This is a genomic window from Janthinobacterium sp. SUN026 (assembly GCF_030397625.1).
GTDB lineage: Bacteria > Pseudomonadota > Gammaproteobacteria > Burkholderiales > Burkholderiaceae_D > Janthinobacterium > Janthinobacterium kumbetense.
Genome location: NZ_JAPQNU010000004.1, coordinates 355,349 through 370,921, shown reverse-complemented (window position 1 = coordinate 370,921; position 15,573 = coordinate 355,349). Strand labels below are relative to the sequence as shown.

The window sequence follows — 15,573 nt, the reverse complement described above, 5'->3', positions numbered from 1 at the left end:
TGATTTAGTGCTTATTAGTTCATCCTGTTGTTAAAATGAAAGTAATTCGCCTTTTTAGCCTGGCGTACAACGGATGACTTATATGTGGAACTATCAAAAAGCATAAATTATGAAAGCTAATAATGCGATGAATCGCGATGACAGCGGCGGAGTCGGAGCGAAAAGTGGTTTTTTATTCCAAGATTATGTGGCAGCTTACTACGTTTTTCAAATGTTGCAGAACAAAAAAATTGCAGCTGTTCGTTGCGAAGTAACCGATGATATTGATGTTTTATATATTAATAATGAAATCGAATATGTCCAGGTAAAGACAACGGAAGGAGATCGAAAGTGGTCTATCACGGAACTTTGTGCGGTTGAAAAAGTAAAAAAAGAGCGCGGTAAGCCCAAGCCTCCTCCGCCAAACGATTCAATTTTGCATAAATCTTTAAACTGCGACGTTGATATTTTCGTAAAAACAATCTTTAAAATAGTAAGTAAGCGAGATGTTTTAAATGCATTAAATTATTTGCGAACTCCAATTGCCGCACGAGTAGACACATCGCCGAAAGTAGAACTTCTTAAGTCATTAAATACAAAAATTGGTTCTTTTCTCTCTCCCGCTGGTAGAGACGTGGAATTCTGGCTAGATAATGCGAGCTGGGATGTTTTTTCATCAATTGATGAGATAGAATTGAAAATCTATCGGGATATAATGGTTTCTGCTCATGATCATGGAATCTTATTGGACCCATCTCGTGATGCAAAAATAATTCTCAACGATGTGCTTTGTACGCTTACGAGGAAAAGTGCTTTATCGCGGAAAATAACATGTGCAGATGATAAAACTTACTTAAGAAGTGACTTCCTAAGCTGGTTTTTTGAAGAGATTAAAATATTAGCTGCTAAAAATAGCAGATTGAATACGAAAGTCTATGTTGAATTTAGTAAAACGCAACCTGTTCTTTTGAAATTTTCTGACTATGGATCTGATCGGCAAGTAGGAATAGGTTTAGAGCAAGGATACGAGTTTGGGAAATATAGGTTTAATTATATCGCCGATTCAATAATTAACTGGATGCCAGAGATTTTGTTAAGGCCTAGCGAATTAGCAGATATATCGCGTGAGAATTTTTTCGCTAAGTCGGCCAAGATATCTAAGCGTTTTCTAGAACAAAGTTCCGATTTTTCTGAGTTTTTGGGACGAATTCTTATGCACTCGTCTGTCAGGTATTATAGTAATAGCGAACCGATTCCGGTAGCATTATATATCGATAAAAATGGAAAAGATTTCAAGGAATTCGAAAACGTGCACATTGTTCGCGCTGATAGTGGGGACGAGCTTTGGATGGGATTCAGCAGCTTATCAGAGAAATTAAGTTTAGCCGAATCAATGGAGCGTGTGTGCGCTCAACTCTATGAGCTTATCACTGTTGATTTTCGCCTTCAGAGGAAAAAGATACTTGAAGTCAAGGAGAATAATTATCTTTTAAAGCACGATATTGACGAATTGCTTGTTGAGTCATCTCCCTTGGATGATCACATTCATCGGTTTAAATTTGTAATGTTTATCGGATATAAATCTGCGCATCTTTCGATTGAAGAAGAGGGTCATGATTATAAAACAGAGCAGTTAATCGAAGCCCAAGAAAATTTTGAAAAAATAATTGAAAAAATATTAAGTAAAGATAAGTATTTTTCACGAATAAACGTTCTTCTTTATCTTTATCCAAATCCATGTATAAAAACATTAGCTGATGTTGTGCGGAAAAAAATTAATGAGGTGATAGATGCTTAGCGAATTCCAAAATATGGTAGAGAGCTTGGAAAGAGAAGACGTAGATCTATTCGGGTATCTTAAAAGTGCTAATGATCTTCTTTCCAACCCGGCTGATGAGTCTCTTGGCAGGGAGCTAGTGATTCGGGCGTTGGATAAAAAGGAAAAGTTTCTTGGTTATACTGGATTATTAAAAAACCTAGTTCGCAAGGCAGGGCTTTACCCTTATTTGAACAGTGAATTTTCTAACCTAACAATAGAAGACGAATACTTGTTGAGTGTTTATCGCTCAACTCATTCTGAGAAATTTATATTTCATTCTATGCAGTTAAAGATTTTCAATTTATTGATAGGTGGGCATAACGTAGTACTTAGCGCACCTACTAGCATGGGGAAAAGTGCTATTGCTGATTCACTTTTGGCAAGCGGAAAGTATAGTCGCGTTGTAATAGTTGTTCCGACTATTGCATTAATTGATGAAACAAGAAGGCGTATTGCTGAAAAATTCAGCGGCAGCTATGAAATTATTTATCATAGTTCACAAATTGCGCGAACTTTTCGGAAGACTATTTATATCCTTACTCAGGAGAGGGTAAATGAGAGAAAAGATATTCTAGATATAGATATTTTCATCATAGATGAATTTTACAAACTTTCCTTTAAACGAGGATCGTACGATGAAAGGGCTGTTTCTCTCAATATTGCACTTAGTAAGTTGTTAGTCTCTTCGAGACAGTTTTTCATGATTGGTCCTAGTATTGATGACGTTACTGGCTTAAGTTCGTTGGGGAAAAATTATTTCTTTTTGCCTTCATCATTTAATACTGTTGCTCTAAATATTTTTAAGTATAATATTGATGCTAACTCAAAAGATTTGAAAAATAATGCTTTAGTGAGTATATTGCGGTCCAGAAATAAGTCCAATCAAACACTGATTTATTGCAAGTCACCTAATGCGGCCGCTGAAATTGCTAATTTGCTGATATCAGAAGGTTTTTTTGAAAACTATGATAGTGAGTATGTTAGTTGGGTCAAGGAGAAATATAGCTCTGCTTGGTCATATTCTAAGGCAATTAATGCTGGCATCGGAATCCATCATGGAGCATTGCCAAGGGCTATTCAACAGTTTACTGTTGATTTATTTAATAGTGGTGTCTTAAATATATTAATATGTACATCAACAATTATTGAGGGTGTAAATACTACTGCTGAGAATGTAATAATTTATGATAATCGGAATGGCGGCGGATCTATAGATCGTTTTACTCATAATAATATTAAGGGCAGAGCTGGACGAATGAATGTTCATTTTGTTGGTAACGTTCATTGTTTAGAGAGGATTCCGGAACAAAAAATTGAAAATCAGGTTGTTGAAGTTCCCTTGGGCGCGCAGGATGAAAATAGCCCAATGAATTTTATAGCAGGTATAGAGGCCGTTCATATTCAGCCTGAGTTGAAGGCTTCTCTGGAGAAATATGTTGCTTCTACCCAAATTCCTTTGTGGATTTTAAAGAAGCATGCGACGTTCTCAATTGAATCTTTACGTGCTGCGAATGATTATGTAAGTTATTTGAGTTTCGTGGATCTGAAGGCTATCTGTGTTCCAAAACTTAACGCTGAAGGGTTGGAAATTATTTGCAATGCATTGAAGGTTGCTGCTTCAGCTGCATTAAGAAATTTGAATTTGCATGGTGATAAATCAGATTTGAAATTAAAAATAAGCAAGTATCTTTTTGCTGAAAGTCATCAAAATTATTTGGATGAAGTAATTGAATGGGTTTTGAAAAACAACGATGGTGAGTTTGAGAAATCTGTTGGTATCGATAGGGAACTGAAAATTATACGAAATATTTTCGGTTTCACGGTTCCTTCAGTACTTTCACTACTCCAAGATCTGATCAATTATCGTAGTGAAACTCAAAATATAAAGCTGATCGCAAATTTTGGTTTTGTAGTGAGTAAATTTGAATATAACCATTTGCCAAAAAACTTTTCCGCTTTAGAGGAAATGGGAATTCCCGTGCAAACCCTTCAGAAGCTCGTTAATGAAAAATTGTCTTCTGTTAGTTTGAATGTTTTGATACGTTATATCCGATGGAATTTTAAGGCTATAAGAAATATAGATAATCTGGATCGGGCGTTTATTTATCGCGCTTTAAAGTATTAAAGAAAATATTGTTTTGAGGCTTGTGAATTGGTTGTAATTTTTTATAATTTATGTCAGCTTGGATGGAATCGTCTATGGCGGGTGTACTAATTTTATGATGCAAAAAGGGATGGGGCCGCAGATGCGAAGGGGTAGGCAATAAATCAGGGGCAGTAATCTAATTGCGCTGAATAATTGAAATCCATTGTTAATATGGGGCAAAAAATTAGTTGAGATGTTCCAGGGAATTAATGGTGCTTTTGAGAAAATATTGAATTTCCCCTTGTCAGCAGCTATTCGTAGGAGCATGATTGGGGGAATACTACAAGCCAAAGCGGGCAGCAACAGGTGGAATAGGGCTGTGTTTCAATGATAGGAATCCCCCTCTCCCCTCGGCAGCCATCTTCACCCCCAGCCCCGTCAACACGCCCACCATCATCCACCGCTACACGGCCACCCAAGTTGGCGGCAGGGTCAGGAATCCTGCAATCGACCCCAGCATCATTGCAATCACCTAATTCACGGCGATGCTGACGATGGTCTGCATGTATCCAAGTTACGCGTGCTGCTAACCCGACCTACAAAACTACCACCTGTCAACAACGAAGACGCAAAAAAGCCCGCCAAAGCGGGCTTTCTCACTCTACAGCCAAACCAAAAACTCAGAACTGGTTCATGGTGTTGTCTTTACCAGCTGCTTTGAGCGCCGCTTCGCCGCTGAAGTAATCCTTGTGATCGTCGCCGATGTCCGAGCCGGACATGTTTTGATGTTTCACGCAGGCGATGCCCTGGCGGATTTCCTTGCGCTGCACGCCGGCCACGTAGCCCAGCATGCCTTGGTCGCCGAAGTATTCCTTGGCCAGGTTGTCCGTCGACAAGGCTGCCGTGTGGTAGGTCGGCAGGGTGATCAGGTGGTGGAAGATGCCGGCTTCGCGGGCCGAGTCGGCCTGGAAGGTGCGGATCTTCTCGTCGGCGGCGATCGCCAGTTCCGTCTGGTCGTATTCCACGCTCATCAGCTGGGCGCGGTCGTAGGCGGACACGTCCTTGCCTGCCGCTTTCATGCCGTCGAAGATTTGCTGGCGGAAGTTCAGGGTCCAGTTGAACGATGGGCTGTTGTTGTACACCAGCTTGGCGTTCGGGATGACCTTGCGGATTTCGCTGACCATGCCGCCGATTTGCGCGATATGCGGTTTTTCCGTTTCGATCCACAGCAGGTCGGCGCCGTTTTGCAAGGAGGTGATGCAGTCGAGCACGCAACGCTCTTCGCCGGAACCGGCGCGGAACTGGAACAGGTTGCTCGGCAGGCGTTTCGGACGCAGCAGCTTGCCTTCGCGCTTGATGATGACGTCGCCATTGCCCAGCGCGTCGGCCGACACTTCTTCGCAGTCGAGGAAGGAGTTGTATTGGTCGCCCAGGTCGCCTGGTTCATTAGTGACGGCGATCTGCTTGGTCAGGCCGGCGCCCAGCGAGTCCGTGCGGGCGACGATGATGCCGTCGTCCACGCCCAGTTCCAGGAAGGCGTAACGGATGGCGCGGATCTTGGCCAGGAAGTCTTCGTGCGGTACCGTGACTTTACCGTCCTGGTGGCCGCATTGTTTCTCGTCGGATACCTGATTTTCGATCTGGATGCAGCAGGCGCCCGCTTCGATGAACTGTTTTGCCAGCAAATAGGTGGCTTCGGCATTGCCGAAACCGGCATCGATGTCGGCGATGATGGGCACGACGTGGGTCACGTGGCCGTCGATCTTCGCCTGGATGGCTTGCTTGGCATCGCCCTGGGCCGCGTCCAGCTGACGGAACAGGCCGCCCAGTTCGCGGGCATCGGCCTGGCGCAGGAAGGTGTACAGCTCCTTGATCAGGGCCGAGACGGCGGTTTTTTCATGCATCGACTGGTCCGGCAGTGGGCCGAACTCGGAGCGCAGGGCGGCGACCATCCAGCCGGATAGGTAGAGGTAGCGGCGGTCGGTGCTGTTGAAGTGCTTCTTGATCGAGATCATCTTCTGTTGACCGATGAAACCGTGCCAGCAGCCGAGCGACTGGGTGTACTTGGATGGGTCCGCATCGTAGGCGGCCATGTCGTTGCGCATGATCTTCGCCGTGTACTTGGCGATGTCCAGGCCGGTCTTGAACTTGTTCTGGGCGCGCATGCGGGCGGCGGACTCGGGATTGATGGCGTTCCAGGCGCTACCTTGTTGGTCTTTCAAACCAGCAACAGCCTTGATGTCGTCTTGATATTGGGACATGTGAATCTCCTAAAAAGAAAAGCTATGTTTGAGAAAATCGCCGAGTGCGCCACAACGTCTTGTCGAAGCAAACTGCATGACTAAATAGTAGGCCGATTCGCGCCGATCTTCAAGTCTTATATAAGACATATAACTTAAATTTAATCGTTCTTTTTCAACGACTTAATTATAATTTTTCAGGATGTGAAATGAATTTTCAAAAAGTGAGAGCATTAATGGATGGGTCTGTCGTTTGAAATCCCGCGATGTGAAACGCCTTTTCAGATTTTGGTGCAGCGCGACAAATCGGGGCGAAAAAAGCCACCCGAAGGTGGCGTAGCGGTACATTTGTTTTAATATCATGCTCCGCTTGTGAAAGGTAACGTCAGCGATGCAGATTAACGGTATGGATTTACCCGTCGAGTATATTGCTTTTGCGGCAAGATATCGGGACGCGGCAGGATTCTGCAATTTGAGGTTGAAGGAGGAGCTCGATTCTTTCGGTCGCGTCCTGCAGACGGAATTGGCGCACATCTATACGGATGCCGTCGAATTGACTGCCCGGACAGCGCAGCTTGGGGCGTATTTCGTCGGCGATGGCTGCTATGGGGAGCCTGGAAGCGGCAGTGCTGGCCCGGGAGCCATGCCGGACATCGTTGATTTTACAGAAATCATTTGTTTCGGCATGGCCGGTGACGGGAGTCCATTCTGTCTCGATTTCAGGGGTGCTCAGGGCGCACCATCCGTCATCTTGTGGGACGATGATTACTGGCGGAAGATTTCAAACTCCTTTGAAGACTTTCTATCGCTATTTTCTTGATCGCTTACCGGGGCAACTGCTGCAGCGCACGAGGCAAGCCCGTGCGCTGCCCGAGGCTAGCTAGCGTCCCACCGTCTGCCGCTGGTCCTTGATGAACAGGGCCGTCAGCATGCCGACCACGCACACGCCGATCACGTAATAGGCGGGACCCAGGACGTTGTTCTTCAGCATCAGGGTCACCACCACGGGCGTCAGGCCGCCGAAAATGGCGTACGACAAGTTGTAGGAAAACGACAGTCCCGAGAAGCGTACCTGGGCCGGAAACGCTTGCACCAGCACGTAGGGCACGGCGCCGACGACGCCGACGAACAGGCCCGTCATGGCGTACAGGGGCAGCAGCAGGTCGGGGCGGGTGCCGACGGTGGTGTAGAAAATGTACGTGGAAATGGCCAGCAGCACGGAACCGACGAAGATCACACGCTTGCCGCCCAGGCGGTCGGCCAGCATGCCGGCGATGATGCAGCCGAAGGCCAGGCAGAGCGTTGCTACGGTATTGGCCACCAGGGTGGTGCGCGGCGCGATGTGGTGGATCTTTTGCAGCAGGGCAGGCGTCATCAGGATGACGACGACGATGCCGGCCGACAACATCCACGTCAGCAGCATCGACACGACGACGGCGCCGCGGTGGCTGCGCAGCACGGATTTCAAGGGCATTTCCGTCGCCAGCGCCTTGCGCTGCTGCATTTCCGCAAACACCGGCGTTTCATGCAGCCAACGGCGCAGATACATGGCGCCGAAGCCGAAGATACCACCCAGCAAGAACGGATAGCGCCAGGCGCCATCGGTGATTTCTTGCGGCGTGTAGACGGTATTCAAGCCCGTCGCCACGAGCGAACCCAACAAAATACCGACAGTCAGGCCGGCCGTCAGCACGCCGCAGGCAAAGCCCGTGAAACGGCTGGGCACGTGTTCGGACACAAACACCCAGGCGCCCGGCACTTCGCCGCCCACGGCCGCGCCTTGGAAGATGCGCATCAACAGCAGCAGCAGCGGGGCGGCCAGGCCGATGGTGGCATACGTGGGCAGCAGGCCGATCAGCAAGGTCGGCACGGCCATCATCAGGATGGAGAGCGTGAACATGCGCTTGCGGCCGAGCAAGTCGCCGAAGTGGGCCATGACGATGCCGCCCAGCGGGCGCACGACGTAACCGGCGGCGAAGATGCCGAAGGTTTGCAGCAGGCGCAGCCATTCCGGCATTTCCGGCGGGAAGAACAATTGGCCGATGGCGTTGGCAAAGAAGACGAAGATGATGAAGTCGTAGAACTCCAGCGCGCCGCCCAGGGCGGCCAAGGACAGGGTCTTGTAGTCTTGCTGGGTGAGGGGACGGCTTGCGGCGTTGCTTGCGGCGGTGTCGGAGGTAGGCATGTGTCTCGTTCTTGTGTGTTATGGGAGATTGCCAGACCTAGCATACGCAATTCCGCCGCGTGAGTAAATGCGGGGGGAGGGGGAGCCGCCTCAGCTGTGCTTAATACAACGCCGCTATCATCGGCGTTGACTTCATTGCAAAGGACACAGTATGCACATCATGATTGTGGGCGCCAGCCGGGGCCTGGGACGCGCGCTGGTGGACGGTTTGCTCGCTGACGGGCATGCCGTCATCGGTGTATCGCGCCAGCAACCTGCCGACTTGCCCGCCGGCCAGGGCACGCAGCTGCAATGGATCGCGGCGGACCTGGCCGCACCTGCCGAGGCGGTCGAACGCATCGCGCGTGCAGCGCCTGCCGCGCTGGACGCGGTGATCTACAACCTGGGCGTGTGGGAAGAAAAGGCCTTCAGCGATGACTACGCTTTTCTCGGCGATGTGGATGACGCCATCGTCGACATGGTCAATACGAATATCACGGCGACGATATTGCTGCTCAAGCGCCTGGTGCCACGCTTGCTGGCCAGCAACAAGCCGCAGCTGATACTCACGGGGTCGACGTCCGGCCTGCGCCAGAGCGGTCGCCCGGAAGTGACGTTCAGCGCGTCGAAATTCGCCCTGAACGGCATCGCCGACGCCTTGCGCGAAGGTTTCCGCGAACAGGGACTGGCCGTGACGGCGCTGCAGCTGGGCTACCTGAATACCTACGATGGCTTATCCGTGCCGCTGGTGGACGCTAGCGCGCGCGGCGAAGGCGAGCTGATACCCGTGCATGACGTCGTTGCCGTCGTGCGCATGCTGCTGAACCTGTCGAATGCTTCGTTCGTGCGCGAACTGGTGATGCCCGCGCTGCGCGACGAGCGTTTCTGACTCTTATGCGTCCTTGCCGTAAACCTCGGACCAGCCGAGACGCTCTTCCAGCCACTCGTCCACTTCCGAGCTATCCATGTGCATCAGGGCGGCGCCCAGCCGCAGCTTGCCCTTGGCCAGGGCCAGCACGGCGAACACGGATTCCAGCATGACGGGGTCGAGCTGGCCCTGCAGGTCGCGCGCGGCGATGGCGGGCAGTTGCGCCCAGGCATCGCGGTAGCTGTCGGCCAGCCAGTCCGGCAGAGGCGGATTGTGCAGGCGGTGGCGCTCGATTTCAATCAGGGCGATGAGCGCATAGAAATCTTCCTCGCGCGCTTGCGCGCCGCCCAGCATGGCGACGAGCTGGGGCACGGCCGCATACGAGGCGACGCCCACATCGCCCTGGTGGTGCAGCTCTTCCCACAGCTCATGCCACACGTCTTCGCCCGCCTGCATGGCCTTGAGCGCCTCGGCCACGTCGTAAGGTACGCGGTAGCCGCCTTCCAGGGTGAGCCAGAGGGGATCGTCGAGTGATAACAGCATGGTTTTCCTTGATGGGACAGCTCGGCTGAGCAAACGCGCACTATACAAGCACCCGGCGCACGCAGAGCGCGTAGCCGTCGAACTCGCGCAAAGTCAGATAGGCGACGCCCGTGTCAAAGTCCTTGCACCAGGCTTCGTCCTCGATGTCGCCCGGCTCGCTCGACCAGTGCCAGTTTGGCCGGAATGCCTCTTTCAATGTCGCATACAGCAAGGTCTGCTCGCGTCGATCCGGCAAGCTGTGGCCGAGGCTGGCGGCCCAGTCTGACGTGGCTTGCCACGAGTTGTACTCCTGCTCGAACTTGTCCGGCTGCAATAGCAGATGGTAGTCGGGCGCGCCATCCTTGCCGAGAATCAGGCCGGCATAGCGCTCGCCCTGCCGCAAGGGGACGGGGGCGGCCGCCGATGGCGCCAATTCGACCCGGCGCACGGCGCAGGCGCGGCCGCTGTAGGTCTTGCGAAAGTTGTATTGGGTGCCGTTATCGAAATCGTGGCTCCAGGCCAGGCGGGGCAGGATGGCGTCCGCTTCCGACGACCAGTACCAGGCATCCGGGAAGGCGTCGCGCAAGTTGGCGTGCAGCAAGGCCAGTTCGCTGCGCGTCGGCAGGCAGGCGCCGCGCGCCGCGGCCCAGTCGAGCGCGGCTTGCCAGGGCAGGGCGCCGCCTTCGCCGGGCAGCAGGAACAGCTGGTAGCCGGGGGCGCCAGCGTGGCCAGGCATGATGCCCGCGTAGCGTTCGCCAGCAATGGCGCCCAGCACGCCAGGGCAATGCTCGAACCAGCCATCGTCTTCTTCCTCGGCAATAAAGGCCGCGATCAGCGCCTGAGGCGCGGGCGGCGCGCCGGCCAGCAGGGAGTTGAAGCAGTTGATGGCCGAGGCGTGGGGCGTACCGGCGCCATTGGCGATACCGACGAGAAACTCGCCCGCCCAGTCGGGCACGGTGGCGATCAGGCGCGGCAGTTCATGCAGCAGTGCCATGCAATACGCCGTCTCGCCGTAGCGCCAGGCGGCGCGGTTGGCTATCTGATAGGCGCCGTAATCGTGTTCGGCTTGGACGGATTGAAAGATGGCCAGTGCGTATTGCGCGCCTTCCTTGCCCGTCAGTGCATCGAGCATGGCGCAGTAGCGCTGGAAGCGCTGCTGGGCTTCATCGGGCGGCGTGGTGCGGTCGTCGTCCTGGATGATGTTGCCCAAAATTAAAAGTTCGGCTTTCCAGTGTTCGAATGAGGATGGCATGGAATGAATGAAATGATCGCGATGAGCTGCAATTATGACCTGTGCCGCCCATGATTTTATTGATGGTGGCAGATTTCTTTTCGATCAAAATGCATCGTCCTTGTTTTCGTGTTTATCAATTCGGCTTCCTGTGGTGACTCATCGTTACAAATGAATTTTATTAGATGGTTGTGGTGCGATATTTTTCTCTGCTTGAAATGGATAATAAGAAGACGGCGCTGGAATTAATATATTTTTATGCCGTTCAATTCAGCGGTTGCCTATCATATTTTTTAGTTATCGTGAATAATTCGGGTCGAGTGAAATGTCATTAACCTGATCGGAATATCACGTGAATAGTAGAATTTTATTTTGTGCGCTGGCTTTTGCTGCCTTGTCGGCCTGTGGCGGCGGCAGTAATGACGCGGCGGACAATAGCGGCGTCGTGGCGCCACCCGTAACTCCCCCCGTCACCGTGGTCAATACGCAGCCAGTCGCGCAAGCCGGGCCCGCCCAAAGCGTGGTGGTTGGCAGCGTCGTGACCCTGGATGCGAGTACCAGCTCCGACGCCAATGGTGATGTATTGACCTACAAATGGGTGATGAGTTCCAAGCCCGTCACCAGTGCCGCCGCCCTGGATTCCTTATCCGCCGTGAAACCAACCTTTACCGCCGATGTGGCTGGCACTTACGTGGCCACCTTACTGGTCAGCGATGGCAAGATCAGCAGCGAGCTGTCGTCGGTGACGGTTGCCGCGTCGGTAGCCAATGCCCCGCCTGTCGCTAACGCGGGGCAGTCAATGACCATTGTTGCTGGTATGGGTATCATGTTGGATGGTAGCGCAAGCAGCGATGCGAATGGCGATATCCTCACCTATAAATGGAGCCTGGTATCGAAGCCTGCCGGCAGTACTGTACGGATCGTGGATGCAAACTCCGTGCGTCCGTATGTCGGCGTGGATTTGCCGGGTGCCTACGAACTGAGCCTGGTTGTCAACGATGGCAAGGTCGATAGTGCGCCTGCTTTCGTGACGACGACGGCGGTTGTCGGCAATGCCCGGCCATTGGCCAATGCGGGCGTGGCGCAGAACGTGCTCAAGGGGAGCACCGTCATTCTTGATGGCAGCGCAAGTTCCGATGCGAATGGCGATGCCCTGACGTATTACTGGACCCTGACTTACCGTCCTGTGGGGAGTACTGCCACGTTGTCGTCCGCAACGCTGGTGAAACCCTCTTTTATCGCCGACAAGGCTGGCACGTATGTCGCCACGTTGCGTGTGTGGGACGCAACGACATCGAGCGATTCAATGAACGTCACGATTACGGCGACGTCCACGAATGCCACCCCGGTGGCGAATGCCGGGGTGGATCAGCGTGTGCAGGCAGGTGCGTATGGTGTGACCCTCGATGGCAGGGGCAGTTCGGATGCGGACGGCGACAATCTCAGCTATAAATGGACGTTCATCTCCGTGCCTGCAAATAGCATGCTGCAGCCGTTTCCCGGCGAATGGTACCGCAGCCAGGCAGTCAGCAGCTTTTGGGCGAATGTGCCGGGAACCTATGTCGTCAGCCTTGTCGTCAATGACGGTACGGTCGACAGTGCACCATCAACCGCCACCATTATTGCGACTGCAAGCTCGACCAATGCGGAGCCGATGGCCAATGCGGGTATGGACCAGGTTGTCGCGCCAGGAACGACCGTGCGTTTGACGGGACTTGGCAGTACAGATGTAGAACGCGATGTCTTGACATACCGCTGGCAATTGAAGAGCAAGCCTTTCGGCAGCAAGGCCGTGCTGTCATCGCTGACTGCCGCGCAGCCGACATTTGTCGCAGATATGGCCGGTGATTATGTCGCGACATTAATCGTCAACGATGGCTCGGTGAATAGTGGCGAAGATAATGTCACGGTAACGGCGACGCCGAATCTGCTCAATTTATACCAGGTGCAGGACAATGGGGCCGGTCCGGTCGACACGAAGGCCGACTTGCCTTACCTCGCCAATGCGACGGTACAGAAGTCGTGCTCGGGATCGTGTACAGCCAACTTTACGGTCGATACCTTCAAGGTGGCCGCCGCCGGGACGAGCTTCATGATTACCAATGTGACGGCCGTCGACAGTACCGGCAAGGTCGTTCCAGCCATCGTCGGTCTGGTGTCGGGCCAGGTCATTCCTGCCGGCAGCAGCGCCACCTTCTCGCTGGTGTCGCCCAAGACGAATGGCGCAACGGCTAAACTGAGCTACAAGTTCTTTGTGGCGGAAACGGGCCAGTCTTTCGTCTATAACGCCGACTTCACGTCAAACTAAGTGATGTAACTCAGTGATGTAACTCAGTGATGTAATATGGCGAACGCCGGGCTCCGGTTCCGCGTTCGCCAGCCTCACTTGCCTCCATGCCCCATGCCCACCTGGACTTCCCCGCCACAACTCGTCGCCCTTGCCGCTTTTTATGCACAGGCGCAAGCCCATCCGGATACCTTCAGTGACGCGGCCTTCCTCGACGCCGTCAAAGCCGCCCACTGGCCCACCAACTGCTGGAGTTACGTGGAAGCATCGTTCGCCATCATCGCGCCCGCCTGCCTGCTGCGTCCGCATCTGACCGCCGAGCTGATCGCCTTGCCGATCGACGCCATGATCGCGGGCGGCCTGGACGATGCGGGGCAAGTCATCGCCATCGGCCTGGCCTGCGCCACGCGCGACGCGCCGTATGTGGCGGTGAGCGCAGAGGGCAAGCGCTGGCTGACGCAGGTGTGGCCGACTCTGGAAGAGCTGGTCGAGGCCGTGTTTCAAGCCAGGCTGCAGGAGGCGCTGGCGGAAGATGAGGACTAGGCAAGCCAGCCCTTGACTTGGAAAGCCCCTTTACGTTAGGGTATACGTAACTACTTACATATATCCCGCCCAACATGTCTTCCAACTTGCAAACCTACGGCTCCCTGATGCTGGCCAGCCGCCTGCGCCGTCTTTCCGATCAACTGTATGCGGGCGTCGACACCAGCTATCTGGCCGCCGGCGTCGAGCTGACGTCGCGCTGTTTCCCCCTGCTATTGCTGCTGCGCGACAACGGTCCGACGGCGATCACGGCCCTGGCCGCGCAGATCGGGCAGACGCATCCGGTGGTGGTGCAGCTGGGACGCAAGCTGCTCGATGCCGGCGTGGTGGCGGAGATGCCGGACGCCAAGGACGAGCGGCGCCGGCTGCTGGCGCTGTCCGACGCCGGTCAAGCGTTGCTGCGCAACATGGCGCCCCTGTGGGACGATGTGCGCGCGGCCGTCGATAGCGTCTTCGAGCAGGGGACGCCGCAGCTGATGGCCAGCCTGGACCGGGCCGAAGCGCGCCTGCAGGCGCAAGGTTTCGGCGAAACGATCGCCGCCTGCCGGCGCCAGCGCGAGCGGGCGGCCGTGGAAATCATCGATTACCAGCCGCAATACGCGGCAGACTTCAAGCGGCTGAATATCGCCTGGCTGGAGCGGTATTTCTATGTCGAGGCGCTGGACGACAAGGTGCTGTCTGATCCGCAGCGCTCGATCCTGGATGCTGGCGGGCAGATCTTCCTCGCGCGCCTGGATGGCCGCATCGTCGGTACCTGTGCCCTGATCCGCGCCGGCGACGCCAGCATCGAGCTGTCGAAGATGGCTGTCACCCCCGAGTGCCAGGGCCTGGGCATCGCGCGCCGCCTGATCGAACGGGCCTTCGACGCCTTCGAGGCCAGCGGCGCGCAACTGCTGTTCCTGGAATCGAACAGCAAGCTGGCGCCCGCCATCCGCCTGTATGAAAGCAGCGGTTTTACGCACGTGGCGCGGCCGGCCGGCGACGCCCATTACCAGCGCGCCGACGTCTACATGGAGTGGCAGGGCCGCTAGTGCACGCGAGGGCGCCACGCGGCGCTCCCCATCGGCCGTCTCCCGCGTTACAATACGCGCATCCATAACGGAACTTAGGTTCCACTATTTCGAGACGCCGACGCCGCATGCCTTCCTTCCCGATGCCCTTCCCGCAGTTGATCGTTCCACCCGAGCCCACCCAGGCGCGCAGCAAGCTGGCTTTCGAGCGCTTGCTGCTGGTAGGGGAACAGTTGCTGGCGGAAAACCGTTTCGATGAAATCGGCGTGGCCGACCTGGCAAAACTGGCGGAAACCTCGGTGGGCACGTTTTACCGTTTGTTGGGCGACAAGGACACCTTGAGCCGCTTGCTGCTGCAGCGCTTTTTTTCCGACATGGTGGAAAAGGTCGAAACCCTGACGGAGCTGCGCCAGTGGGAAGGGCGCAGCCTGGAAGACTTCATCCGCGCCATGGTGGCCATGTTCGTGGCCGTCAACATGGGCCGGCGCGGCGTGCTGCGCGCCCTGATCACGCGCTGCTCGCAGGATGCGCAGTTCCGCGACAAGGTGCACCAGATCAACCATCTGATCTCGCAGCGCACGGTTGCCGTGCTGGCCAGCAAGTCGGCCAGCATCCGCCATCCGAATCCCACGCAGGCGATGATGGTGGTGCCGCCCGTGCTGCTGGGCATCCTGAACCAGCACGTGTTGTCGGGTTCGCTGTCCTTCCTGTCGGCGGCCGCGCTGGAAGACGAGCTGGTACGTGTTGCTTTAAATTACCTGACTTGAGATATTTACCGATTTAACTTGAAATCGGAATTCGGATTCCGTATTATGTTTTCCAAC

Annotated in this window: 12 protein-coding genes; 8 read left to right on the top strand and 4 right to left on the bottom strand. The window is 53.8% G+C overall.

All coding sequences use genetic code 11. The features are described from left to right. Positions 1-109 precede the first annotated feature (109 nt). Together OX459_RS20090 and OX459_RS20085 are read left to right on the top strand one after the other, a co-directional pair. Positions 110-1,777: a dsDNA nuclease domain-containing protein gene (locus OX459_RS20090; RefSeq protein ID WP_289906318.1), complete on the top strand. Its 1,668-nt coding sequence runs from the start codon at positions 110-112 to the stop codon at positions 1,775-1,777. Further along, positions 1,770-3,923 carry a DEAD/DEAH box helicase gene (locus OX459_RS20085; protein ID WP_289906317.1) on the top strand — a complete coding sequence of 718 codons (2,154 nt, stop codon included), beginning with the start codon at positions 1,770-1,772 and terminating at the stop codon, positions 3,921-3,923. Before OX459_RS20090 ends, OX459_RS20085 begins: the two co-directional genes overlap by 8 nt. A 641-nt stretch (positions 3,924-4,564) precedes the next feature. On the opposite strand, the gene OX459_RS20080 is transcribed toward OX459_RS20085, so the two are convergent. After that, complete coding sequence (locus OX459_RS20080) at positions 4,565-6,145, bottom strand: isocitrate lyase (RefSeq protein WP_034784508.1); 1,581 nt, start codon at positions 6,143-6,145, stop codon at positions 4,565-4,567. Positions 6,146-6,530: 385 nt separating this feature from the next. Between OX459_RS20080 and OX459_RS20075 the strand changes: the two genes are divergently transcribed. Then, positions 6,531-6,944, top strand: coding sequence for an SMI1/KNR4 family protein (locus OX459_RS20075; RefSeq protein ID WP_289906316.1), 414 nt, complete (start codon positions 6,531-6,533; stop codon positions 6,942-6,944). Positions 6,945-7,004: 60 nt separating this feature from the next. Here OX459_RS20075 and OX459_RS20070 read toward each other — a convergent pair whose 3' ends face one another. Beyond that, entirely contained in the window at positions 7,005-8,309 is a 1,305-nt protein-coding gene (locus OX459_RS20070; protein ID WP_289906315.1) for an MFS transporter, read from the bottom strand. Positions 8,310-8,460: 151 nt separating this feature from the next. Here OX459_RS20070 and OX459_RS20065 point away from each other — a divergent pair, with 151 nt between their 5' ends. Further along, complete coding sequence (locus OX459_RS20065; protein WP_289906314.1) at positions 8,461-9,177, top strand: SDR family oxidoreductase; 717 nt, start codon at positions 8,461-8,463, stop codon at positions 9,175-9,177. Positions 9,178-9,180: 3 nt separating this feature from the next. Here OX459_RS20065 and OX459_RS20060 read toward each other — a convergent pair whose 3' ends face one another. Continuing rightward, positions 9,181-9,699: a hypothetical protein gene (locus OX459_RS20060; protein ID WP_289906313.1), complete on the bottom strand. Its 519-nt coding sequence runs from the start codon at positions 9,697-9,699 to the stop codon at positions 9,181-9,183. Positions 9,700-9,739: 40 nt separating this feature from the next. Further along, positions 9,740-10,930, bottom strand: a complete 1,191-nt coding sequence (locus OX459_RS20055) for a hypothetical protein (RefSeq protein WP_289906312.1) — start codon at positions 10,928-10,930, stop codon at positions 9,740-9,742. Positions 10,931-11,261: 331 nt separating this feature from the next. On the opposite strand from OX459_RS20055, the gene OX459_RS20050 reads away from it, so the two are divergent. From OX459_RS20050 to OX459_RS20035, 4 genes are all read left to right on the top strand, one after another. Next, a complete protein-coding gene (locus tag OX459_RS20050; protein ID WP_289906311.1) occupies positions 11,262-13,217 on the top strand; it encodes a PKD domain-containing protein in 1,956 nt (651 codons plus the stop codon). A gap of 93 nt (positions 13,218-13,310) precedes the next feature. Further along, positions 13,311-13,739, top strand: coding sequence for a hypothetical protein (locus tag OX459_RS20045; protein ID WP_289906310.1), 429 nt, complete (start codon positions 13,311-13,313; stop codon positions 13,737-13,739). 74 nt (positions 13,740-13,813) lie between these two features. Further along, positions 13,814-14,770: a bifunctional helix-turn-helix transcriptional regulator/GNAT family N-acetyltransferase gene (locus OX459_RS20040; RefSeq protein WP_289906309.1), complete on the top strand. Its 957-nt coding sequence runs from the start codon at positions 13,814-13,816 to the stop codon at positions 14,768-14,770. 107 nt (positions 14,771-14,877) lie between these two features. After that, complete coding sequence (locus tag OX459_RS20035; protein WP_218965280.1) at positions 14,878-15,516, top strand: TetR/AcrR family transcriptional regulator; 639 nt, start codon at positions 14,878-14,880, stop codon at positions 15,514-15,516. Positions 15,517-15,573: the final 57 nt, after the last annotated feature.

Coding starts and splice junctions, on each gene's coding strand:
- OX459_RS20090 (WP_289906318.1), top strand. CDS start 110: ATGAAAGCTAATAATGCGATGAATCGCGATGACAGCGGCGGAGTCGGA.
- OX459_RS20085 (WP_289906317.1), top strand. CDS start 1,770: ATGCTTAGCGAATTCCAAAATATGGTAGAGAGCTTGGAAAGAGAAGAC.
- OX459_RS20080 (WP_034784508.1), bottom strand. CDS start 6,145: ATGTCCCAATATCAAGACGACATCAAGGCTGTTGCTGGTTTGAAAGAC.
- OX459_RS20075 (WP_289906316.1), top strand. CDS start 6,531: ATGGATTTACCCGTCGAGTATATTGCTTTTGCGGCAAGATATCGGGAC.
- OX459_RS20070 (WP_289906315.1), bottom strand. CDS start 8,309: ATGCCTACCTCCGACACCGCCGCAAGCAACGCCGCAAGCCGTCCCCTC.
- OX459_RS20065 (WP_289906314.1), top strand. CDS start 8,461: ATGCACATCATGATTGTGGGCGCCAGCCGGGGCCTGGGACGCGCGCTG.
- OX459_RS20060 (WP_289906313.1), bottom strand. CDS start 9,699: ATGCTGTTATCACTCGACGATCCCCTCTGGCTCACCCTGGAAGGCGGC.
- OX459_RS20055 (WP_289906312.1), bottom strand. CDS start 10,930: ATGCCATCCTCATTCGAACACTGGAAAGCCGAACTTTTAATTTTGGGC.
- OX459_RS20045 (WP_289906310.1), top strand. CDS start 13,311: ATGCCCACCTGGACTTCCCCGCCACAACTCGTCGCCCTTGCCGCTTTT.
- OX459_RS20040 (WP_289906309.1), top strand. CDS start 13,814: ATGTCTTCCAACTTGCAAACCTACGGCTCCCTGATGCTGGCCAGCCGC.
- OX459_RS20035 (WP_218965280.1), top strand. CDS start 14,878: ATGCCTTCCTTCCCGATGCCCTTCCCGCAGTTGATCGTTCCACCCGAG.